Source organism: Paenibacillus sp. USDA918EY, from assembly GCF_009870825.1.
In the GTDB taxonomy this organism is placed as follows: Bacteria; Bacillota; Bacilli; order Paenibacillales; family Paenibacillaceae; genus Paenibacillus_AQ; species Paenibacillus_AQ albilobatus.
The window spans coordinates 360,127-382,858 of the sequence record NZ_WTWY01000005.1; the positions used below are offsets into that span (position 1 = coordinate 360,127).

At 51.0% G+C, this 22,732-nt stretch carries 19 protein-coding genes; 4 read left to right on the forward strand and 15 right to left on the reverse strand.

All coding sequences use genetic code 11. The features are described 5' to 3' along the window. Positions 1-3 precede the first annotated feature (3 nt). The 7 genes from GQY55_RS13745 to GQY55_RS13775 form a co-directional block, all read right to left on the reverse strand. Entirely contained in the window at positions 4-894 is an 891-nt protein-coding gene (locus GQY55_RS13745) for an ABC transporter permease (RefSeq protein ID WP_160042230.1), read from the reverse strand. Positions 895-1,002: 108 nt separating this feature from the next. After that, on the reverse strand, positions 1,003-2,730 hold the full coding sequence (locus GQY55_RS13750; RefSeq protein ID WP_160042232.1) for an extracellular solute-binding protein: 1,728 nt from the start codon (positions 2,728-2,730) through the stop codon (positions 1,003-1,005). Between the two features lie 267 nt (positions 2,731-2,997). Further along, positions 2,998-4,350 carry a response regulator transcription factor gene (locus tag GQY55_RS13755; RefSeq protein WP_160042234.1) on the reverse strand — a complete coding sequence of 451 codons (1,353 nt, stop codon included), beginning with the start codon at positions 4,348-4,350 and terminating at the stop codon, positions 2,998-3,000. Further along, positions 4,335-6,095, reverse strand: a complete 1,761-nt coding sequence (locus tag GQY55_RS13760) for a sensor histidine kinase (protein ID WP_160042236.1) — start codon at positions 6,093-6,095, stop codon at positions 4,335-4,337. The genes GQY55_RS13755 and GQY55_RS13760 overlap by 16 nt, the downstream gene beginning before the upstream one ends. A 132-nt stretch (positions 6,096-6,227) precedes the next feature. Next, the gene (locus GQY55_RS13765; RefSeq protein WP_160042238.1) at positions 6,228-6,734 is read right to left on the reverse strand and encodes a DinB family protein; all 507 of its coding nucleotides are present in this window, start codon (positions 6,732-6,734) and stop codon (positions 6,228-6,230) included. Positions 6,735-6,826: 92 nt separating this feature from the next. Then, positions 6,827-7,768, reverse strand: coding sequence for an acetamidase/formamidase family protein (locus GQY55_RS13770; RefSeq protein ID WP_160042240.1), 942 nt, complete (start codon positions 7,766-7,768; stop codon positions 6,827-6,829). A gap of 103 nt (positions 7,769-7,871) precedes the next feature. Further along, positions 7,872-8,927 carry an ATP synthase beta subunit C-terminal domain-containing protein gene (locus GQY55_RS13775; protein ID WP_160042242.1) on the reverse strand — a complete coding sequence of 352 codons (1,056 nt, stop codon included), beginning with the start codon at positions 8,925-8,927 and terminating at the stop codon, positions 7,872-7,874. A 512-nt stretch (positions 8,928-9,439) separates the two neighbouring features. Between GQY55_RS13775 and GQY55_RS13780 the strand changes: the two genes are divergently transcribed. Continuing rightward, entirely contained in the window at positions 9,440-10,150 is a 711-nt protein-coding gene (locus tag GQY55_RS13780; protein WP_306434033.1) for a G1 family glutamic endopeptidase, read from the forward strand. 120 nt (positions 10,151-10,270) lie between these two features. On the opposite strand, the gene GQY55_RS13785 is transcribed toward GQY55_RS13780, so the two are convergent. Next, complete coding sequence (locus tag GQY55_RS13785) at positions 10,271-11,158, reverse strand: helix-turn-helix transcriptional regulator (RefSeq protein WP_160042246.1); 888 nt, start codon at positions 11,156-11,158, stop codon at positions 10,271-10,273. A 122-nt stretch (positions 11,159-11,280) separates the two neighbouring features. Between GQY55_RS13785 and GQY55_RS13790 the strand changes: the two genes are divergently transcribed. After that, on the forward strand, positions 11,281-12,336 hold the full coding sequence (locus GQY55_RS13790; RefSeq protein WP_160042248.1) for a Gfo/Idh/MocA family protein: 1,056 nt from the start codon (positions 11,281-11,283) through the stop codon (positions 12,334-12,336). Between the two features lie 59 nt (positions 12,337-12,395). Here the strand turns inward: GQY55_RS13790 and GQY55_RS13795 are convergent, their stop codons facing one another. The 5 genes from GQY55_RS13795 to GQY55_RS13815 form a co-directional block, all read right to left on the reverse strand. Beyond that, on the reverse strand, positions 12,396-13,982 hold the full coding sequence (locus GQY55_RS13795) for a helix-turn-helix domain-containing protein (protein ID WP_160042250.1): 1,587 nt from the start codon (positions 13,980-13,982) through the stop codon (positions 12,396-12,398). A 24-nt stretch (positions 13,983-14,006) separates the two neighbouring features. Next, complete coding sequence (locus GQY55_RS13800; RefSeq protein WP_160042252.1) at positions 14,007-15,758, reverse strand: sensor histidine kinase; 1,752 nt, start codon at positions 15,756-15,758, stop codon at positions 14,007-14,009. Between the two features lie 168 nt (positions 15,759-15,926). Next, positions 15,927-17,435 carry an ABC transporter substrate-binding protein gene (locus tag GQY55_RS13805; protein WP_160042322.1) on the reverse strand — a complete coding sequence of 503 codons (1,509 nt, stop codon included), beginning with the start codon at positions 17,433-17,435 and terminating at the stop codon, positions 15,927-15,929. 103 nt (positions 17,436-17,538) lie between these two features. After that, entirely contained in the window at positions 17,539-18,429 is an 891-nt protein-coding gene (locus GQY55_RS13810) for a carbohydrate ABC transporter permease (RefSeq protein ID WP_201452153.1), read from the reverse strand. A 27-nt stretch (positions 18,430-18,456) separates the two neighbouring features. Beyond that, positions 18,457-19,383, reverse strand: coding sequence for an ABC transporter permease (locus tag GQY55_RS13815; protein WP_160042256.1), 927 nt, complete (start codon positions 19,381-19,383; stop codon positions 18,457-18,459). A gap of 228 nt (positions 19,384-19,611) precedes the next feature. Between GQY55_RS13815 and GQY55_RS13820 the strand changes: the two genes are divergently transcribed. Beyond that, positions 19,612-20,439, forward strand: coding sequence for an alkaline phosphatase family protein (locus GQY55_RS13820; RefSeq protein ID WP_236575593.1), 828 nt, complete (start codon positions 19,612-19,614; stop codon positions 20,437-20,439). Between the two features lie 14 nt (positions 20,440-20,453). Then, complete coding sequence (locus tag GQY55_RS13825; RefSeq protein WP_160042258.1) at positions 20,454-21,407, forward strand: metallophosphoesterase family protein; 954 nt, start codon at positions 20,454-20,456, stop codon at positions 21,405-21,407. Here the strand turns inward: GQY55_RS13825 and GQY55_RS13830 are convergent. Beyond that, complete coding sequence (locus tag GQY55_RS13830) at positions 21,398-21,889, reverse strand: GNAT family N-acetyltransferase (protein ID WP_160042260.1); 492 nt, start codon at positions 21,887-21,889, stop codon at positions 21,398-21,400. The genes GQY55_RS13825 and GQY55_RS13830 overlap by 10 nt on opposite strands. Before the next feature lie 189 nt (positions 21,890-22,078). Next, entirely contained in the window at positions 22,079-22,504 is a 426-nt protein-coding gene (locus GQY55_RS31015; RefSeq protein WP_236575594.1) for a hypothetical protein, read from the reverse strand. Between the last annotated feature and the right edge of the window lie 228 nt (positions 22,505-22,732).

Genomic DNA, 22,732 nt, shown 5'->3' on the forward strand with positions numbered 1-22,732 from the left:
CGCTTAAAAGATCCGATAATTGTTGTATTTGTAAGCCGCATAATAGGTCACGGATACCAGCACCAAAGAAATCGCGGATTTAAACAGTCCGACGGCGGCGGCAGGTCCGAATTGTTGGCTGAACATCCCCAATCGGTATACGAACGTATCGATGATATCGGCTCCCTCGTATACGGTCGGGTTGTACATGATCAGGATTTGCTCGAACCCGGCATTCAAAATTCCGCCAAGGCTCAGCACCCCAAGCAAAATCAGAATCGGCGCCATGCCCGGCAGCGTAATATGGATCATTTGCTTCCATCTACCCGCGCCGTCCACTTCGGCGGCTTCGTAAAGCGTCGCGTTGATTCCGGTAATGGCGGCCAGCATGACGATCATGTTGTAGCCCATCCCTTTCCAGACATCGGACCCGATCACGATGCCGCGGAACCAATCGTTATCGAGCATGAACATGATCGGCTTCAGTCCGATGGCCGTCAACAATCCGTTGACGGGACCATTCAGCGAAAACAACTCGATAATGACACCGCCAAGCACGGTCCAGGACAGGAAAAAAGGCAGAAATACCGCCGACTGGATAAAACGTGAAAACCAGCGCTTGGTCACCTCGTTCAAAAGCAAGGCCAGAATCAGTGGAACAAGCAGGAACAATACCATCTTAATGACGGCGATCAAAATCGTATTCCAAAGCACCTGCTTAAAATCCGGCATGTTAAACACGTATTTGAAATTGTCAAAACCAACGAATTTGGAATGAAAAAAACCGGAAAGCGGCTCAAACTGCTGGAATGCCATGACGAGCCCGGCCATCGGGCCGTAGGCGTAGATCAGCGTCACGATCACGCCGGGCAGCAGCATGAGATGGAGCAGATATTCCTTTTTCAGCGTTCTCATAGATGGACCTCCCCGTTCAATCGTAAACGGGAGGAATCGCCGGCTTCATCAGGCTCCTCCTCCCGTTTCATCACTTTCAGGATCATTGCGGCAGCTTATGCATGGCTTTTATTTTGCAGCCTCTTTGCTGTACCAATCGTTGACCTCTTGGGTGATTTGATCGCCGCCAAGAGATTTCCAGCTTTGAACGAACTTGTCGAACTCGTCCAGGGAACCGCCCATTATGATTTTTGTAAAGGATTCCTGCATCAGCTTGTCGAGCTGGGCGCCTTTTTCAACCTGCGTTTCCGTCGGCAGGCCGAAAAACTCGTTGTTCACGAAAGCGCCGCTTTCCTTGATTTGCCGCGTCGTTCCCCAGCCCCCGTCTTTTGCGGCACGGCTGAAATATTGACCCCAGTTTACGCCTTTGGAGGCATTGGCCGTGTTGCCCGCAAGATAATCCTTGGCTGCTTTAAAGACGTCGGCAACGTTTTTGTAGTTTTCGTCATCCAGCGTGATTTCCGTCTGTTTCGCATCCAGCGCCTTGTTGACTTCGGTATAAATCGTATCGATTTGGGCCGGGTTGTAAATCCGCGGATTAAACCAGTTGTAGACGTAACCGTTCTCCGCTTTGTTTTGATCGATGTATTTCTTTTTGCCTTTTTCGATATAGAAATTGATCATTTTGATGGCGGCTTCCGGATTTTTCATATTTTTGTTTACGGCGAATACTTTTCCGCTCCGGATCTTCGGCACAAGCGATTTGCCCGGACCGTCAAGTCCCGGAATTTGAACGGCAATCCATTCCGCCTTCGGATCCTTGTCCACGTTCAGGTTCAACGGGTAGTTCGGATACCACCATTCGCCGTATACGATGCCGACTTTGCCTGCCGTAATGTCTTCAACCGCTTTGTTTTCGTCTTTTAATGCAAATTCCTTATCCAATATGCCGTTCTGGTACCAGGTCTGAAGCTTGGCAAGCGCGGTTTTCACTTCCGGCTGAATGAGTCCCGGGACCAGCTTGCCGCTGCTGTCCTTGATCCAGGCGGATTGGTTGTCCCCGATCGAAGGATAGGCACCGAAGCCGTTAAAGAATCCTCTCAGGTCGTATGCCCAGAAAAACAGATTCTTTTGAAGGGATACCCCGTACGTGTCGTTTTTGCCGTTTTGGTCCGGGTCGTTTTTCACGAAGGCTTCGGCAACCTTGTCCAGCTCATCCATCGTTTTCGGCGGCTGCAGCTTCAAATTGTCGAGCCAATCTTTGCGGAGCCAGAGCAGCTGCGTCGAGAGGAACGGGTCCTCGAAGGCTGGGATCGCGAGCAGCTTGCCGTCTTCGGAGAATGTCTTCATGGCGAAGCCGCCGTCGGAATCCATGTATTTTTTCAGTTCAGGCGAAGCGTAATCGTTGTAGGCTGCCGTCAGGTCGGCCAACATGCCTTGCTTTTTCAGCTTTTCAAAGTTTTTCTGGTCGAGCTCCATAATGTCCGGCAGGTCGGCCGAAGCCATCGCCAGCGAGAACTTTTGCTCGAATTGGCTGGACGGAACGGTCCATTTGTACTTGACTTCGATGTTGAGCATGTCTTTCAAATCTTTGAGGTAAGCGTTTTGTTCCGGCGTAATGCCCTTCGGCGTCCGCGGGTCTTCCGGAGGGTTATAGCCGAGCACTTCCGTCACCGTCACCGTTTCGGGGTATTTGCCGAGCGGTTCGGGCGGCGCGTCCGAGCTCTTTTTTTCCTCTTTGGAGGACGGTTCCGCAGCCGAGTTTGCCGAATCCTTGCCTTGGCTGGAGCATGCCGTAAATAACGAAAGCGACATCGTGACGAGCAAAATCATTTTCCATGGATTGATTTTTTTCATGATCAACGCGTTTCCCCCTTTGTGTATGCTGAAATTGCCAATTGCTTTATGTGTTTAATTATAGGTTCCAGAAGAAAACGCTATCAATTTTGAGTTTTTTACTTCCCTTTCACTTTATTTACTTTTTTCAGGATTTTGCAAAAATTCGATTGCGGCCGCTTCCGGATACAATATATAGATGAACGAAACCATGTCGCTCTATATATTGCTGTTTGAAAGTCGCTCTTTGGATTTTTCCGTAATCCTTTTTTGAATGACTGGGTTCCGTTATCCCCGTCTCTCGGTTGAGCTGCGGTATTCCTGCGGAGAAATCCCCGTCTTCTTTTTGAAAAAGGTCGTAAAATAGGACTGCGAATCAAACCCGATGCGGGCGGCGATTTCGTTCAGCTTCAGGTTGGTGTGCATCATGAGGTGCACGGCCGCCTCCAGCTTTTTCGACTGGATGTAGTCCAGCAAATTTTGTCCCGTCATCTGTTTGTAATAGCGCGACAGGTAGGACGGATTAAAATGCACCTTTTCCGCGATCGCCGTCAGGGACACGTCACCCGCCAGATGATTTTGGACATAGCTTTGAATTTGCCCGATGACCCACGATTTCATGTCTTCCTGCTTCATTTGCTCCGGATCGTCCAAAACCTCCTGATGCCTGTTCGCGTTTTCGATATCGATCACGATCATGTTCTGGCCGAGCGAAGCCCTGGATTTCAGAACCCCGAGCAGCGTTTCATACTGGTTAAGAATCGTAGTCCAGCTCTCGCCTAACTCCCCGGAAATGCCAAAAGAGACGGACGCGCCGAGCAGGCTCTCGCATTCGTTTTGAACCAGCTCCAAAATCCCTTTCATATATGCCGTGAATCCTCTCCAACAAGACCCCTCCGGTTCAGGCGGCAAAAAACGGGCGAGCAGTTCTTCCCTTGGCTGGAGCAGCCAAACGAGGATCCCCTCCTCTATAACGGAAGGCTCGCAGGCAATCGATTCCGGCAGGTAATTGCCGAAGGCCCTTTGCACCGAAACGATCGCTTCCTTCCTGTTCGCGTCCTCCGGACCGTCCACGGTGCCCATGACAAAAAATGCCGGTTCTGTCGCGTTAATCCGAAAGTTCAGCTCCTCATACCTTGGCTCGGACAGCAAAACGGAAGCGGTCTCTCCGCGCAAAATCCTGCCTACCAGCTCGTTTCTGAGCACGGGGGCGGCGATTTGAAAATGCATTTTCGCTTTTTCCTCCTGAATTCTGCGGCGGTTCTCCTCGTCAAGCTTAAGGCATGCATCTTTCACGGCACGAAAGATCGGCTCAATCCCTTCGGTTTTCAAGATGTAATTGTCCGCTCGTTTGCGCAGCGCCTCCTGAACGTAGTCGAATTCGCTGTATCCGGTCAAAAAGATGATTCGGCAGTGCGGCCAATAATAGACGATATCGTCGACCAGCTGCAGTCCGCTTTTCTGGGGCATTCGGATGTCGCTGACGAGGATGTCGAGCTTCATTTTTTTTGCGGTTTTCAGCGCTTCCGCAGCCGAGTAGGCTTTGCATACATCCAATTCGAATTCGGTGTTCTCCTGAAAAAGCTGAATCAATCCATTGACGATGACCGGCTCGTCGTCCACGATTAACAATCGGTACATGCTGCCGCCTCCTTCATGCTTTCGAGAATAATGATCAGATCTATTTTTAAGCCGCCATGCCTGCTTCGCGTGACCGTTAAGCCGCTTTCCGGCCCGTATTTAAGCCTTAAACGGTTATTGACGTTGATCAACCCCGTATTTTCGATCGTTTTTGAATCCACGGCAAGCTTGCCGCTCAATTGCCCGATCATTTCATCGGTGGCCAGATTTCCGTTATCTTCGACCGAGACGCGTAGTTTCCCTTCCCCGTACTCCGTGCTTATAAACACCTTCCCTTCCATCATGCCGTCTTCAAATGCATGCTCGAACACGTTTTCCACGATCGGCTGGATGATCAGCCGCGGCACCGTAATCGAAGGCGGAATTTCCGTCTCCTCGTCGTATGCAAAAGACACCCTGTTGGAAAACCGGATGCACTGAATATCGCAATAATCGAGCGCGTGCCGGTATTCCTTGTAGAACGGAACCTCGTCGGCCCCGCTTCTCGTAATGTACTGATAATAGCTGCCGAGCCTTTGGGACAGCTCCGCGGCGCTGTCGGCGTCCCCCACTTTGCACATCATATAAATATTAAAAAAGCTGTTGTACAAAAAATGCGGATTGATTTGGGACTGAAGCTGCTTCAATTGGGAATGCTGAAGAGCAATTTTTTGCTCGTAGTTTTCCTCGATCGAATTTTTGAGCCGGCGCGCCATCTTGTTGAAACTGTTAAACACGTAATGGAATTCGTCTTTCGTCTTCGATTCGATCGTGATGTTGAGATTGTCGGTTTCGATCATATGAAAGGCTTTGACCAGCTTCGACAACGGCCGGTGAATCATCACGTTGACGGAAAACGAATAGAGGATCATCACGATGATCGCGATAATGAACAGCGTATAAAACCAGGTAATAAATTGGCTTAACGGACGGGTAAGCTCATTTTGGTTCACGTACATAATCATCGACAAGTGGAGCGAACCGACGTTGCTGCGGGTAATGAAATAATTGACTCCATGCGCTTTTTTGATTTGCGGCCGATCCGGGTTTGCGTTTTCCTCATCCGTCAGCTTCAAAATTTCCGTGGATTCGTCGGTTTGTTTCGCCGTCGTCAGCATCGTCCCGAATTCTTTGCTCCCGAGCAGCACCTCGGATTCCGGGTATAATTTCGCGATTTCATTTAACGCCTGCAGCAGCATCGGCCTGGAAATTTCGATGTAAGTCACAATGCTGTTGTTGTTTGCGCTTTCAATCAGGAATATCCGGTTGCCGCTAAGGTAAAAGGACGGCTTCGGCGTGATTTTGAGCAGCGACGTGATTTGCATCATTTCATCGTTGGGCGTGCCCGTAACTCCCGAACTCATCGAAATGGTTTTTGCCACGGATTCGACGTATACCCCGCTGTTCACCACATATTCGCTGGAGGCCATCAGCGTGGAGAGACGATCCCTGACCTGGTCGATCAGCTCCACCTCCTCGTAATCTTCCAGCAGGCTTCCGCGAAAGCTGAGCTTTTGCAAATCCTTGTCATTGATCAGCTGCAGCTGCAAATTCCGAATGAAATACAGCTCTTTGTCGAGCTGTTTGGAATAAAAGGACGCCCCTGCCTGAGAGGAATTCAAAATCGCGCTTTTCGTCACGGACATGCCCTTGTAATTCAACCAAATGTTCATGGAAATGAGGGGAAGCAAAAATAAAATAAAAACGATGACGATTTTTTGATAAACATACCATTTGGACGCCTTTCCCGCCGCCTGCAGCTTCATAAGTACCTCCCGCGAGTGCTAAGATCATGAAATCTCGTATGCTTTTAGTATAATGATTCACAAAAAAAGAACCATCCTTTTGGATGATTCTTTCCGAACGAGCATGACTCGCATTTTTCGCAAACCGACGCATTATTCCTTTAAATACAAAAAATACATAAAATCGGTCATCACGGAAGCATGCCCCGTCTGCCGCAGCATCGTCGAAATGTTGCCTTTGTGGTATGTACCGTGCGTGACGATTTGCATCACGATTTCGGCCAAGGTCGTTTCGCGGATGCCCGCGTAAGGATTGTTCAGCGTGATACGCTTCTCCAGATCTTCCTGTTCACGAAGGAAACGGGAGCATTCCCTGGACAGACGTTTAAATTTTTCTTCCAATTCAAGCAGCGGTGCGTTTTCAAGCTCATCCTTATTTGCCCAGGACAATCGCATTGCCTCCTCCAGCTCCGTTCCTTGCAGCGTTCGGAACCAAACCGTGTCAACGATGTAAATATGGGCGATCGTCTTGGCGATGGACGGAAAACTGCTGGCAATCTCTTTTCGGTACAACGCCTCCGGAATTTCCTTCAGACGGTCGATGATCCGGGAAATTTCCCACACGTGATAATCGTACATTTCAATGGCTGGATGCGTCATTTTCATCTCCTCCTTTGACTTGAATTCATCTTATCACCTAATCCATGACAGCACCCTGTCATATATTCATGAAATGTTATGGAATGCGAATTTTACTTTTGCGTGATCCGGTCATGCGGAAGGCAGGCATGCACGCCCTTCACCCCGTTGACGATTTGGGTGATTCGAAGATCGATCGCGGTGCTGCCCAATGCCATCGCTTGAACCCGGTTCAGCCCGTATAAATCCCCCATTAAATCAAGCATGCCGTCCAAGGCTTGCACCGTCGCTTCGTTCAAATCCTCATGGAAGCCGAACGTAATCCAGCCGGCAGGCGTGTTCGCCCGCGGATATTTTAATCGGACGTCCTCCAAAAGCTGAAGCCTCACCTCCACCTCGTCCATCGGGCATTCGATCGCCTGGCAGCTTACTTCCCCGTCCCCTTGCGCCGCATGTCCGTCGCCGATGGCCAAATAGGCCCCGTCAACCGGAACAGGCAGATACAGCGTGCTACCGCTAACCAACTCCTTGCAATCGATATTGCCTCCGCAAAAGCGGGGCGGCCAAGTCGAATGAACCCCGGTGTCCTCCGGCGGCATCCCGATCACGCCCATAAAAGGACGAAGCGGAGCCGTATAAGTTTTTCCGCCGATGCGGCAGGTTCCCGTCATCTTTACTTGATCCAGAGTCCAGTCCAAAGTAATCTCCCGGAAATCGGTTAAATGCAATTGTTGATTTTGCCAGTTCGGGTATTGCCCGGCTGACGTAAAACCGTAGCTGCCTGGAATGATCCGCTCAAAGTGGATCGCAAGGGTCATTCCCTGCTTGGCGTTTTCCACGTAAATGGGGCCGAACAAGGCATGCCCTCCGTCCAGTTTTTCTCTTCTTGCAAAAGGCTTTTTTCGGTCGGTATAAGCCGCCCCCAAGCCCCAAGCCGCATCCGGGACGCTAAAACAGACGGAATCTCCGGAAGATACGGCAAGCAGCGGCGGAACCTCTTTCGTCAAACTCCCGATGAGCGCTTCCTTGGACAAATCAATCTTATGCAAAGCCATAAAACCTCGCCTCCAATGAAGCTGGGTTTGATATCTCCGGGGTCACCCGAACTACCGTTATGTCGAATGATTCAAACCAACCGTGATTTAAAAAGTACCGACCCTACGCCTTTGCCATGAGGCGTCCCGTAAAATGGATGTCCTTAACCGGAACGTGATCGGCTCCGCCCTCCAAAATGATCCTCACATCCTCCAATGTGTCCCGGAGAGGAATCCATTCCGCTTTTTTCCGGGTATACGGCTCGGCGATGTAAAAAGGTTGGGATAAATACGCCTCCAGCCGCTCCCCCCGCTTGAACAGGACTCTTTCGGATTCCGGGAGCTTTTCTTCGCCCCGAAAATGGAACAAAGGTCTTAAATCGCGGTAACGGCGCATTAATTTTTTGGCCTGTTGTTGGATGGATAAATGCAGCGGCTCTAACTGTCCTCCCTCCAGCATAACCGAAGTGGACGCAACGGGATCGATGGCCGGAAAAAGCCCCCTTGTCGTCAATTCCGCATCAAAACGCAAAAACGTATCCAGCGGGCCAAAGGGAAGCTCTTCATCAACCGATTCACCGCTAACGTCAACCAAAATCGTCGTGACCGGGCGAATGCCGGCCGACTTCAGTTGTTCTTCGAGGTCGAACAACTCACCGGACAACACCATGGCGCGATCGGCTCCTAAGATGACATCCCTGCTTTTGGCATATTGAAGAATCCGCTCATACGTTTCTGCGGCTGTATCACATACGGCTTCCGCTTCATGAAACAACTCTTCGATGCCTTTCGTATGTTCTGCAGGCTTCCAAAACACGGTTGCATAATCCATTGTTTTGAACCTGTGCATGAGCTCCGTCAGCAATGCCAGCTGCCCGACGTTTTGGCGGGCCACCAGCCCGATGCTGCCGCCTTTGACCAAGGGAGCCAATAAATCAAGCACCTTGATTCCCGTTTCGAGCATGCCCAGCGGATTGCCGCGAATGATCAATTCATCCATGGTACATCCGGCAAGGGACGCAAGCGCCGCAAGCGTGCGAACCTCCGCCCTCCCGACAGGTATTTTTCCTGTACAAAGATTGGATACCGTTGCAGGCCTTAATCCTGCCGAGCGGGCCGCGACCGTTAAATTCGGAATTCTGGCGCGCAGCAGGGAAACGTTCAGATGCAGTTCTTCCATAACTTCCCACCTCCCAGTTTTGATTTATACAGTAATTTATTTTCGTTCAAAAGTAAATATGTTTCTTTGGGATTCATACGAAAGAAAAATTTGCAAACAAAAAAACCGCTCCATCGAGCAGTTTTTCGAAATGAGCTACATGAAGTTTCTGTCTTCCACCCACCACCGGATCGCATGGGCTAAGATTTTGCCAACCCACTAGAAAGCTATCGGTTTTTGAACACAAATCGCAGCAAACCTATAACCGATAGAACAACGACCGCTATAAATATAAACGCAACAATAACGCTTGGCCAGTTTATAGTCATCCAAAGGGTCCCCCATTCTACAAGTCATTCCCTGTTTATATAACACAACGATCGGATAAAAAGTTATGGTCGAGAGTTCCGCGCAACTATTTTTCTATGACCCGAATGACAAGAAAACAAGCTTTTGATAACCTTCATTCCCCCACGCAACTCTTCCAATAGCGCAATAGGATAGATTATCCGACAAAAGAGGTGGTGGAATCGTTGAACATTTTTCATAGATCATGCGTACGATCAAGGCCGGGAAAACCCCGCTTAAACAGCGTAGGATGGATCTCCGCCAACTGGAGCGGTTACGCCGTGTCCGGACGGTCCAAGTCCTTTCGTCGCATATCCGCAAAATGGATCGTCCCTGTTGTGAGGTCCAGCTCGCACACTACTTATTCATCCGCTTGGATCGGGATTGACGGTTTCGGCAATACGAGCCTGATTCAAGTGGGAACCGGACATGACTTCGTAAACGGAAAAGCCCGCTACTATGCATGGTGGGAAATCCTGCCTGCGGTTATGACGCCGATCCCTTACCCCGTCCATCCGGGCGACCGGATTCAAGCCGTCATTTCGAAAATCAGAGGTTCGACCTGGCTTATTTATTTGCGGAACGCATCCCAAAACTGGACGTTCCGTACGACAAAACGTTACACCGGGCCGCAGTCTTCCGCGGAATGGATCGTCGAGGCGCCGCAGGTGGGGTCCACCATATCCGGGTTGGCCCGTATTTCAACCGTCCGCTTTTCCAGCTGCCGCTTGAATGGCCGCAGTCCAAAACTGACGACCGCCGAGCTTGGCATCATGCTTCAGGGAGAACACATTACGTCGGTTCCGACCGCCCCTAACCGCAGGGGAGACGTTTTTCAGGTCAAAAACACCGTAGGGCGTTCTTTGGGCGATGCCGCCTTGCCCAAAAGCTCGTAGTTTCTCTTGGCATGCTTGCCCGGTTGCAGGGTGAAAAACGTAAAAAGCCGGCTTACGTTTTATGTAAGCTGGTCTTTATTGGTTTGGCTTGATTTTAAGCCTCGCAAGGGCCGGATTCCCCTACCCCTTCCTCGTCTGCGAGGGGGTCAAGCCTATATACCTCTTATACATCTTCGTAAAATAGTTCGGATTCTCGCAGCCCACTTTCGCCGCGATATCCGTCACCGAATCGTTGGTGGCAAGAAGCAGTCGCCTTGCTTCCTTCATTCGGCACGTATTGACGTATTCGATAAACGTAAGGCCGGTGAGCCGCTTGAACAGCTTGCAAAAATAATAAGGATTGAGATTGACCCGTCCGGCTGCTTGCTCGACGGTCATTTTTTCGGCAAAATTCGCGTCGACGTATTGGATGAGCTCTTTAAAACGTTCCCGATTGGGAAAATAAACGGTTTCCGGCCGAAACTCTTGCGGATCGGGCATGTGAAGACGGGCAAGCAGCGAAAACAACAGGTGCAGCTTGGATTTTACGATCAATGGATAGGCAGGCGGTTTGGCGGCGAGCTCTCCGATGATGTCGTGCAGGAGCGGCATGCAGCTGGAGTCGGTTTCCTCCCGTTCCGACAGTTTAACCGGAAATTGACGCCTTCCTTCCAAATAGGGCGCGACAAATTGGATATGCAGCGGATCATGAAGCCATTCCCGAAACAGGGATGCGTTCACGACGACGCAATCGTAATGGACGTCTCCCTTCGCAAGCGAGTAGCCGACGTGCAGGCTGCCTCCGGGAATGAGCGCCACTTCTCCCTCCTGCAACACGTAAGGACGGCTGTCGATATGGAAAACGGCGTTTCCTTTTTTCATCACCAAAAATTCAAAATGCTCATGCCAGTGCAAATACAGAACGCATTCTCCGGCAGGCACGGACATGCAGCGATTTTGAAACAGTTGAAACGGATAGGCGCTGTTTTCGAGCAGCGTATTTTCCCAAAGCTCCTTCGGGTGGGTCATTTGTTGCTACCTCCGCAAAATCGGACTAGTATTGCACAAGATCATGTAGAGAAATCGGAAAAAACGGCCGTTATAATGAGAGTGTTACGAATACTATAGGCCAATATAGGAGTGATCGCAAGATGACGAAAAAGCACCGGGTTGTCGTCGCGGGATGCGGCGGGATGGCGAATACGTGGGTCGATTATGTCATCGGCAGGGAAGATGGCGAAATCGTCGGGCTGGTGGATATTCATCTGGAGGCAGCGACTGCCATGGCGGAACGGAAAGGATTGTCCTGCCCTGTCTTCACGGACGTCAAAGAGGCCATTGCTTCGACCGAAGCGAATCTGGTTTTCGATGTCACCATCCCCTCCAGCCATCATCATATCGGTATCGCGGCCATGGAATCGGGCTGCGACGTGTTTGCCGAAAAACCGCTCGCCGAGTCGATCCGGGATTGCCTCGATATCGTACAAACCTCAAATCGTTTAGGGCGCACGCATGCCGTCATGCAAAACCGCCGCTATGATCCGCGGATCCGTTCGTTCCGAAACCTGATTGCCGAAGGGACGATCGGCCGGCCGGGATTTATCGGGGCGGATTTTTTCCTTGGCCCGCATTTCGGCGGCTTCCGCGAAGCGATGGACAGCCCGCTCCTGCTGGACATGGCTATCCATACGTTTGACCAAGCCCGGTTCCTTTTGGGGGCAAACCCCGTCAGCGTATACTGCCATGAGTCGAATCCCCCCGGTTCATGGTACGAAGGGAATGCCATGGCCGTCTGCATCTTCGAAATGTCGGACGGGTCGGTCTTCAATTACCGCGGATCGTGGTGCGCCGAGGGGGCCCCGACTTCCTGGGAAGCTTCCTGGCGGGTAACCGGCGAACGCGGGACGGCCATTTGGGACGGGCATGGCGAGCCTTTTGCCGAGGTGGTTGCGGCAGCCGACCATACGGACCGGTTTATTCGCGAGTATGAACGTATTCCCGGCAAACCGGTCGCAATGAACCATACTTTCCATCACGGCTGCCTGGACGAAATGTTTGCTGCCTTGCACGAACAACGCAAACCCGAAACCGACTGCAGCGACAATCTGTTTAGCATGGCCATGGTGCTTGCAGCCCTGGAAAGCGCTAAAACCCAAAGCAAAGTCGACATTGTAAAATGGATAAACGCGGCTCAAAGGGGAGAATGACGGTTAATGACAGGAAGGACCTTGGCTTCGCCAAAGTCCTTCCGTTTGCCCCATCGCTGTCATACCGACTGCTGCCTGAATTGCTGCGGCGAGGCGTCATATACTTTGCGGAACATTTTGGAAAAGTGGGAGAAATTGTGGTAGCCGAATGTTTTTGCTACATCGGAAATCGGCATGGTGGAGCTTTCGATCAAGTCTTTGGCAAGCGACATCCGAAGATGCAGGATGTAATCCGTGATGGACTCCCCAACCTCGCGCTTGAACAAACGGGATAAATACGCCGGATTCAAATGCACGTAGCTGGCAAGCTGTTCACGGGTAATCGGTTCGCTCAAATGTTCCTTGATGTAATATTGAATCCTTTGAATGACGGAATGGTTCTGATGCAGCTCCTGGTGAATGATTCCGACCATGCGGAGAGCGGATAGCTCCAGCTGCTCCAAATTCCGGGGCTGCGCATTCAGCAGCATCCCTTCCTGCGGTTGAAACAGCTCGAAGGCGGACAGTCCGTTTTTATGAAGAATATAATGCACCATTTGCATAAACTCATGGCGGAATCCTTCGAGTCCGGATAAGGAAAGCCCTTGAATCTTCTTCATTTCGGAAATCCGGCAGCGGATTTCGTTTTGAAGCTCTTCGAGTTTCCCTTGTTCCAGCAGGATTGTCCAGGTCGAAATCCGCGGAATCATCGTTTGGATCGAATGCGTGCCTTGCGATGTCATGGAGTACACCTGGTTGGATTTGTTCAAGTTGTTATATTCGATTTCCAGCAGCTGCCTGTACGTCTCCGCCACCTCATACAAGCTGGAGCTTGTGCCGATGTAGCAGGATACGTTGCATCCGAAATACTTGTGGCAGTTTTGGACGTATTTTTCGCAGCGGGAATGAAGATCGAACAAGGGGTTCTTCCATGCATCGCCGGCGATCACGACAACGTTTACTCCTTGCTTCGTTTGAATGACCTCGCCGCTTCCGGCAGGCAGCAGCATTTCAGCCGCGCCTTTTCGAATGGCGTATTCCATGATTTCCTCGTCTTTGGTGCTGAATTCGCGCAGCCACGACTCTACGCTGACAAGGATAGGCAGAAACGGCGCATCCTTCAAATCCGACAGTTCATGCTCCTCCAAAATGCTCGCGGCGTTGTCCGGCGTGCATACGATTCTGCCCGAAAAAAGATCGTTCCAGAACTTGTCCACGATCAGCGGCTTTTTCTTCCGCCACATGTCATAATACGGTTTATACTGCTTGCGCAGCTTATGTAATTCCCTTTCTTCCTCGATCGAAGCCAGTGCCTTGGAGATCGTCTCCTGCAGCACGTCGAATTCGACCGGTTTTAGCAAATAATCGAACCCGTCCAGCTGGATGGCCCGTTTCATGAAATCGAAGGCGGAATGCGCGGTCAGGAAAATCGTCTCCGTCTCCGGAGAAATTTCGTTGACCTTTTCTAACAACTCGATGCCCGTGCCTCTCGGCATTTCGATGTCGCAAATCATAATATCGATCGGCGTGCGATCGAAGATCTGCAATGCATCCCTCATATTGTAAGCCTCGTAAACCTCGGACACGTGCAGCTTTTCCCAATCCACTCCGCTTTTGATCCCCATCACCGCATAAATTTCGTCGTCGACGATCAGTGCCTTGTACATCACCGCTGCCTCCATTTCAATACATCAATATGAAGTAAACTGCTCAACCGTCCGGAAAGGAAGTACGATTTTGATTCTGGCCCCCGCTTCAGGGGCGTTGTCAAATGACAAGGAAGCTTTTTGCCCGAAAATGTGCTTCAGCCGGTACTGGACGTTTGAAATGCCCAGATGCTGCCCGTCCCGGCTTGCCTTGAAGGTGCCTGATTGAAGCTGCCGCAGCACGTCGTCCGGAAATCCGTTCCCATTGTCCCGGATCATGATTTCCAATTGGTCCTCTCCGGGCAAGCGAATGTCAATTTCGATGTGAAACGGATGATCCATGAAATCGAATCCGTATTTGATCGCATTTTCGATAAACGGCTGGATGAGCAGGGGCGGAATGGCCGCATGCTCCGCTTGATCGGCGATGCGGAACGCATAGGTAATGCGCTCCGGAAAACGGACCTGCTGAATTTTGATGTAACTTTCCATATGCTCCATCTCTTCGGCGATCGTAACCGCAACCTGGTTGGTTTTGGTCGTAAAACGAAAATATTTGACCAGGTTCATGCACATGAGCTGGATAACGCCGTAATTTTTGATTTCGGCCAAATTGTAGACGATGTTGATCGAATTCAGCAGAAAATGTGGATTGATTTGAAGCTGCAAATGCTTGAGCTCGGCTTTATGCGCTTTGATCTGTTCCTCGTATACGCTGATTTTCAGGTCATGGATTTCGGACGCCATGCCGTTGAACGTTTCGTTGATGATGGCGAATTCCTTCGATTTGGAGGAATGAAGCCTCGTATCCCAATCCCCGTGCTTAATTCGCCGCATCCCGCGGATCAGGTTGTTCATCGGCTTCAAGATGATGTCGTTCAGGTAAACCAAATAAATGATCAGCGTGATAAAAGCCGCAATCGATATAAGGACGATAACCCTCCGAAAATGGTATAAGTTTTTCAGCATTTGGGATTCCGGCACAAACGCGCCCAAAATAACGTCCGTTCCCTGGATCCGGTTCATGACGACGACGTATTTCCGGTCATCCTTGTTAATGACCTGATACACTTCGTTCGATTCGGAGGCCAGGGACGTATCCAGGAGATGCCCGCCGATGGCGGACGTATTGGTGATCAACTCCCCCCGGCTGTTAACGAAGCTGGCAAACCCGTCTTCCAGATGGATCAAATCCAGCGGAATCATTAAATTTTCCAGTTCCACGAATGCGCCGAGATAAAAACCGTCCCCCGTATCGACGAGACGGATTAATGCGTATTTTTCCTGTCCGTATTCGATGGCCTTCCATTCCCGGAAATAATCGCTGTCCGGCTTAACGCCGGTCACCACCTTTTCGATCGTCGTTTTGATCGATTCCAGTTCTTCATAAGACGAGGTTTGGATCGGCGTGTTGAACAGATCCCGCGTTTTTACCGAATAGATGAATTGGAGATCGACGCTTTTATCAAAGCGGTGGTATCTTGTAAGCGTGTTCAATATTCTTGCTTTGGTCAAGTAATATTCGTCCGTATTTTCACGCAGCTGCGACAGCGCGGCGATGTTCGGGTCTTCCAGCGCGATGTTGTACAGAAAATTCGTTTCCTTGTTCAGCGATGCCTCGATCTGGTGGGAATACAGAATCATCGAGTTTTTATTCGAATCGGCCACCTGCTCCCGGATCGTATTGGAGGCATAATAATTGTTGTAAAGAAGCAGTCCGACGAGCGGAACCGCAATCGTAACGAAACCGATAATCAGCTTAAAGCGTAGCGAGTGTTTAATGTTCAGCAGTTTCATGCACTTCCCCGGCTCTTTGAAAAGGATGGTAGAATCATGGTTATGGCGTATCACGGTTTATCTACCTCTGAGTATAGTGACATGCGGAAAAAAAGGGAATCCCTTACGAAGGACTCCATTCCAAAGTCCCGGTTCAGAATTCCCCCTGTTGCTTGAGGTCGCTGGAATTTACTTGGTTTGCGTCTTAGCCCACTCGGCAAGCTGCTTCTCGACTTCGGCTTTCACTTTGTCAAAGCCTGCGGCATCCCGCTTTTTCTTCCATTTGGCAATAATATCCTCGGGATTCGCCGCGCCCGATCTCAGCGTCGATCCGAATTCCTGTTCAACATTGCGGATGGATGCGAGTTCCGACTTCACGGGCTCTTCATTAAAAGCAAACCCGAGAGCGATGGAATGCTCGGATCTTTCATTGAACTTCTTGAACTCTTCCCATTTGTTCGGATCCTCGTTCGCCCAGAGATAGGAGTTGAACTGGTTGCCGAACATCCAGCCGCCCGGATTCGGGTATCCTTCGTTGTCGGCGTTGACGCCTTCCGGATAGTCAATCATGTTTTCGGATTTTTTGACGTAATGCTTGCCTTCGATCCCCCAATCCAGCATGTTAAGCAGCTTGGGATCGGTGTACAGCAGATTCAGGAACATCATGGCTCTTGCCGGATCTTTGGAGGTCCGGGAAATGCCGAGCATCGCGCCCTGCGCATCGCCGGTCGTCGTGAACGGCTCCGCCGTTTCCACCTGAACCAATTCGACACCTGCGTTAATGCTCATTTCCTTGTCTTTGCCCGGTTTCAAGGATTGGGCCACCGCAAAAGCTTTGCCCGCCTTGATCATGTTGATGCCCTGGTCGGCGTCCGACGTCAGGATGTCCTTGTCGAACCAGCCGTTCTGGTTCCACTGATGCATGCGTTGATAAAATTCAAGGTATTTCGGATCTTCAAGCGTATCCACGACTTTTAGTTCTTTGCTGCCGCGCGGAATCGCAAGATTGGCCGTAATGCCGTCGTAATTGGCCGCTTCCCAAATATTCGTGAATTTGCTGGAAACGATCGGCGTGACACCAGGTTCGTTCTCTTTGATCGTTTTGAACATCGCTTCCAGATCCTCCATCGATTTTACGCCATTCGTATCGAACTTGTATTTGTCGACCAGCTTTTTGTCCAGCAGGAAGCCGAACCCTTGGCCGAACTCCTTTTTGGTCGGAAGCGCGAACAGCTTGCCGCCGATTCTGGACCCTTTAATGAAATCCTCGCCAAGCACGCCGGGGATATCTTTGCCGTAGTTGGACATCAGCTCATCCAGCTCCAGGTACTGTCCCTTGGCGGCATCCTTCGCATAAGAGAACCAGCTGGCAGTAAACATCAAGTCAAACGGCTCGTTGGAAATTTTCATCAGGTTCGTTTTATCGTCCCAGGAAGCCCATTCGATCGGCTTCAGCTCGATTGTGGCATTGATTTTTTCCGTCAAATATTTGCTCATTTCGTCCTGCACGAGCTGCAAATCCTTCGGGGCGGTCGCCGGATACACCAGCGTAATTTTGTAAGGTTTGAGCGAAGATTCGTTTCCGCCTCCCCCGGCCGCCGCAGCGTCTTGCGGTTTGTCCGAATCCCCTTTTCCGCAGCCGGCTAAAGCCAGCATGCCGCATAACATGATCATGAGCGCTAAATAGGCTTTTTTCATTTTCAATCTCGTACCCCTCTCGATTATCGCTTTTTTTCGAAGCATGCAATTGCTTTTCAAAACAGGAATGCCCGTCCCACCTCCCCTTTCGTGATGCGATATGTCAACCTTTGACTGCGCCGCTTGTAATCCCGCTGATGTAATACTTTTGGAAAAACGGGTAAGCGAACAATAAAGGGGCTATCCCGACCACGGCCAGCGCCATGCGGACCGTTTCCTGCGGCATTTTGGCAAGCAATTCCCCGACCTGGGCGGTGCTGTTGGATTTCATGAGCAAATACTGGATATTCGTCAGCGTTTTGGTCATCAAATACTGGATATTGTAGAGCTCGGGCTTGTCGATGAACAGCATGCAGTTGTACCAATCGTTCCAGTAAGACAGCGTATTGAAAAGACCGATCGTCGCCATGATCGGCAGTGAAAGCGGGACGACGATTTTGAAAAAGATTCTGAGCTCGCCCGCCCCGTCGATCGTGGCCGATTCAATGACGGAGTCCGGAATGCTCGAAGCGAAAAAGCTTCGCATCAGCAGCACATTAAACGCGCTCAACAACAGGTTCGGTATGATCATCGCAAAAATCGTGTTTTTCATGTCGAACATGTTGACATATGTAATATACCAGGGTACCATGCCCCCGCCGAAGAGCATCGTGAAAAAAATGTAGAAGGAAAGCGTCCGGCGAAACGGCAGGTCCGGCCTCGATAACGGATAAGCAAACAAGGCGGTGATCAGCAGGCTCACGACCGTACCGACCAGCGTGCTCAAAATCGTCACCCCGTAAGCTTTGGCGATTTCGGAAAAATCGTTGAACAAAAACTGGTAAGCCGCAAAGCTGATTTGGCTCGGGAATAGGGAGTAGCCGTTTTTCAAGATGGAATCCTCGCTGGAGATGGACACCATGAACACCAATAAAAACGGAACCAACGACGCGATGGTGAATCCCCAAAAAAACAGGTGGATGAATGCGGGTCCGATGCGTTTGCTTATATTCATTCCCTTCACTGTGTCTCCTCTCACGGATTAGAATAAGGCATCCCGTTTGTTGATGCGTCTGACCGCCGCGTTCGCGGCCAGGATCAGCACGAAGCAGACGACGGACTGATAAAATCCGGCCGCTGTCGACATACCGATATCGCCGGATTGGACCATGGCCCGGTATACGAACGTATCGATCGTATTGGTCGTCGGGATGAGCGCCCCCGTATTCATCGGCACCTGGTAAAACAAGCCGAAGTCCGACCGCAAAATGCTGCTGACCGCAAGCAGCGTCATGGTGGTGATGACGGGCAGGATGAGCGGAATGGTGATCCGGGTCATCTGCTTCCACTTGCTGGCGCCGTCGATCGTGGCTGCTTCGTAATATTCCTTGTCGATGCCGATAATGGAAGCAAAGTAGATGATCGATAAATAACCGACATTTTTCCACGCGTTGACGATGACCAAAATATACGGCCAATATTTCGGCTCCCCGTACCAGGAAACGGCTTCCGCGCCGAACCATTTGATCAGCAACCGGTTCACGAGGCCGCTGTCCACGTTCAGGAAGCTGTACACCAGGTAAGCCACGACAACCATCGAAATGATATGGGGCAGCAAAAACGTGCTCTGATAAAATCGGCTGACCACTTTTTCCTTAATTTCGTTGATGAGCAGCGCGACGAGAACCGCTAACACCAAGTTCAGCACGATGAAAACGAAGTTGTACAGGAAGGTGTTCCGGGTAATGACGTACGCGTTTTCCGAGTTGAACAGGAATTTGAAGTTATCAAGCCCCGCCCACTCGCTTCCCCAAATGCCGTCGACGTAGTTGTAGTTTTTGAATGCGAGAATGACGCCGTACATCGGAATGTAATTGTTGATGAACAAATACACGACGCCCGGCAGCGTCATCAGCAGCAGCCACTTGTACTTTTTTAGACTTCTTCGCAGATATGACGTGTTCTTCATGATCCAGCCCCTTCGCATCGAGTCGTGTAAACCTTTTCATCCCCATTCTATCTTGCGGTTCGTCCGGTCAACCACCATCGTCGTGACTTTCTGATGCCACGATCATGACTTCTTGCAAAAACACTCCGCAAGTTGGCCGGAATGGATTGACAGCCTTCGACGTACTCTTTATGCTAGGGTTCATAATAACGCTTACATTATTTATCGTTTCTTAAGGAGGTTTTTCGATTGATAAACGGCAACAGCATTCAGCGGGTTTTTATTTTGGGAATGGACGGGGCAGGCAACTTCATTCAGCATACCGACACTCCGATCATCGATGCTTTTTTGAAAAAAGGGGCGTCTACGCTTACGGCGCAAGCGCAGTCTCCGACCATCAGCGCGGAATGCTGGGGTTCGATCCTGCATGGGGTCACACCGGAAAAACATCAATTAAATAACGAAGTCGCGGCAACGACAACATTTCCTTCCGATTCGCCGTACCCTTCGATCTTCCGCCTGGCGCGGGAAGCTTGGCCGGAAGCGAAGCTTGCCGCCTTCTCCAGCTGGAGGCCGATCAACAGCGGCATCATCGAGGAGGATTTGGGGATACATAAAGAATCTTTGCCGGATGAAGAGCTGGTCGGCGCCATCGAAAACTACCTGGAGCACAACCTCGACGTGAAGCTGCTGTTCATGCAGCTCGACGAGCCCGATGCGGCGGGCCATAAATTCGGTTATGGTCCGGATTCCAAGCTTTATCTGGAGGCCATCTCCAAAAATGACGGTTTGTTCGGACGCGTGCTCGGCACCATCGAGAAGCTGGGATTGCTTGAGGACAGCCTCGTCATTCTCCTTACCGACCATGGCGGCGGCGGAGACAACAAATACAGCCATGGCAGCGATCATCCGATGGATAAAAACGTATTCTGGGGATGCGTCGGCCCCGGGATTGAACCCGGCACGGAGGTTCCAGGCCTGTACATCGTCGATACGGCGGCCGTTGCCGCGCACGCGCTGGGACTGGGGCTGCCGGAAAACTGGGACGCCAAGCTGCCGTCTTTTGTCGGCAAATAAGGCAGGGAACCGGCATGAGAAAAACGCTTCATTTTAATCCGAGCGGCAAATTCAAAATCGTTCAGTTTACGGACACGGAATTTGCGCGGCCAAGCGAAGAAGAAACGCGGATGAAGGCGATGATGCAAAGGATCCTGAAAGCGGAAAAGCCCGATTTGGTGGTGTATACCGGGGATGTGATCGCAAGCGGCGGAAGCCCGGACCCGATTCGGGCTTTTAAGGATGCGGTGTCCGTGCCCGAAGAAATGCAGGTGCCATGGGCAGCCGTGTTCGGCAATCATGATTCCGAGGCGGCAAACGTCACGCGCGAGCAGCTGCACAACCTGCAGCTGGCGCATCGCTACTGTTACGCACAACCCGATCCGCCGAATGTTCAGGGGACGGGAAACTTTGTACTCGAAATTTTGGGAAGGGATCTTCAGGCTGCCGCTGCGCTGTATTTTCTCGATTCGGGGAGCTACTCGCCGCTGGAGCACTTGCGGCTGGGCTTTTACGATTGGATCCGTCGAAGCCAGATCGCTTGGTATACGGAAACATCGTACCGATTGACCGTAAGGAACGGAGGCTCCCCCCTCCCTTCTCTCGGCTTTTTTCACATCCCTCTTCCCGAGTACAACGATGTTTGGGATTTTTCAGTATGCTACGGGCAAAAGCTTGACAAATATTGCTGCGCGCCGTGGATCAATACCGGTTTTTTTGCCGCTATGGTGGAGATGGGAGATATCATGGGCACCTTCGTGGGTCATGACCACGGGAATGATTTTTGGGGAACGCTGCATGGAATTCGGCTATGTTACGGACGTACGACCCGCAACGCTTATTTGGGTCAACCGTTCCTGACGGGAGCGAGGGTCATTGAACTGACGGAAGGGGAACGCCGCTTCGATACCTGGCTTCATCTCGAAGACGGTGCGCTTATACATGATCAGCCCGAACATCGGCCGGAGGGACGTGCGCTTCAGATCTGACCCTCATCGGGTTGGACCTCGCCAAAAACGTCTAAATCAAGTTCCATCACCAGACCCGGGACGGCGCCTTCGTTATCGATTTCCCCGTTCAACCGGAATCCCATGGCTTCATAAAGACTTTTGGCATGCTCATTATCGGGGTGAATGCTTAGAAAGATGGTTTTGCAGTCGTATTGCTGTTCGATATAACGAATCATGTGCAGGAGAAATCGTTTGGCATAACCTTTTCCTTGGAAATGGCGGTCGATCATGAAGCGGTCGAGCCACGCGCTCCGCTGCTCGCCGTCCGGCCATCCGTACATGGCAAAGCCGATCATCGTATCGTTATCGTACAGGCCGACGGAGACGGCGTTCAATTCGTAGAAGCATTCGGCCATCGAAAACGCGTTGCTTTCAATGAAACGCTGCTGTTCGGCTGAAACGGATAACGCTGCGGCGTCGCGCCAGTTCCCTTTGGTAATTTCCTTGATGTGTAGACTCACGGATATCCCTCTTTTCTTTATGTCTTGTCTATATACGAAATAGCCATGGAAAGGTGTCACCCGAACCCTCCATGGCTATTTATTATCCCCTTGCCTCCTTATGTGAAGACCTGGGTTCTTTATGACTAATGCATATGGCTGTTCTCCCTTTTGAAGGGAAGTTGTTGGTGGCGAGTAACCGTCTTTAAGCTAAGGATTGATTAAGGAACCTGTAAAAGTAATGCCTCCAATCGCCATCGCTGAACCTTCGACAGCCAAAGCATCCAGCGAGTAAGTGACGTTTCCGGTACCTGGAGTTATGTCCACATGGTTCACGCTGGTCGTTGCAAATGCATTGTTCCCAGCCGCGTGGGCATTGATGCTGAAAATTAACGTCGCTCCGCGAAGGATTTGCAGTTGGATTGCCGATGAGCCTAATGTGGCCTGCCAACCAACGACTCCCGTTAACCACACCCGGCTTCCTGTCGGTACTCCTGTGATGGTTATCGTTTTTAGTGTGACCGGGGTTGCAGTAATGCTGACCGCCGAGCTTCCGGAAGTATTTGGAGAGTTCTCGGAGACTTGGAATTGCTCGAAAACCCCCGTTGCTCCTGTTGCCCCCGTTGCACCTGTCACTCCTGTAGCTCCTGTCGCTCCCGTAGCCCCCGTGGCTCCTGTTGTCCCCGTTGCACCTGTCACTCCTGTAGCTCCTGTTGCACCAGTTGCTCCCGTGGCTCCTGTGGCTCCTGTTGCTCCTGTCGCTCCCGTGGCTCCCGTGGCTCCCGTGGCTCCTGTTGCACCAGTTGCTCCGGTTGCACCTGTTACTCCTGTGGCTCCTGTCGATCCGGTGGCTCCTGTCGATCC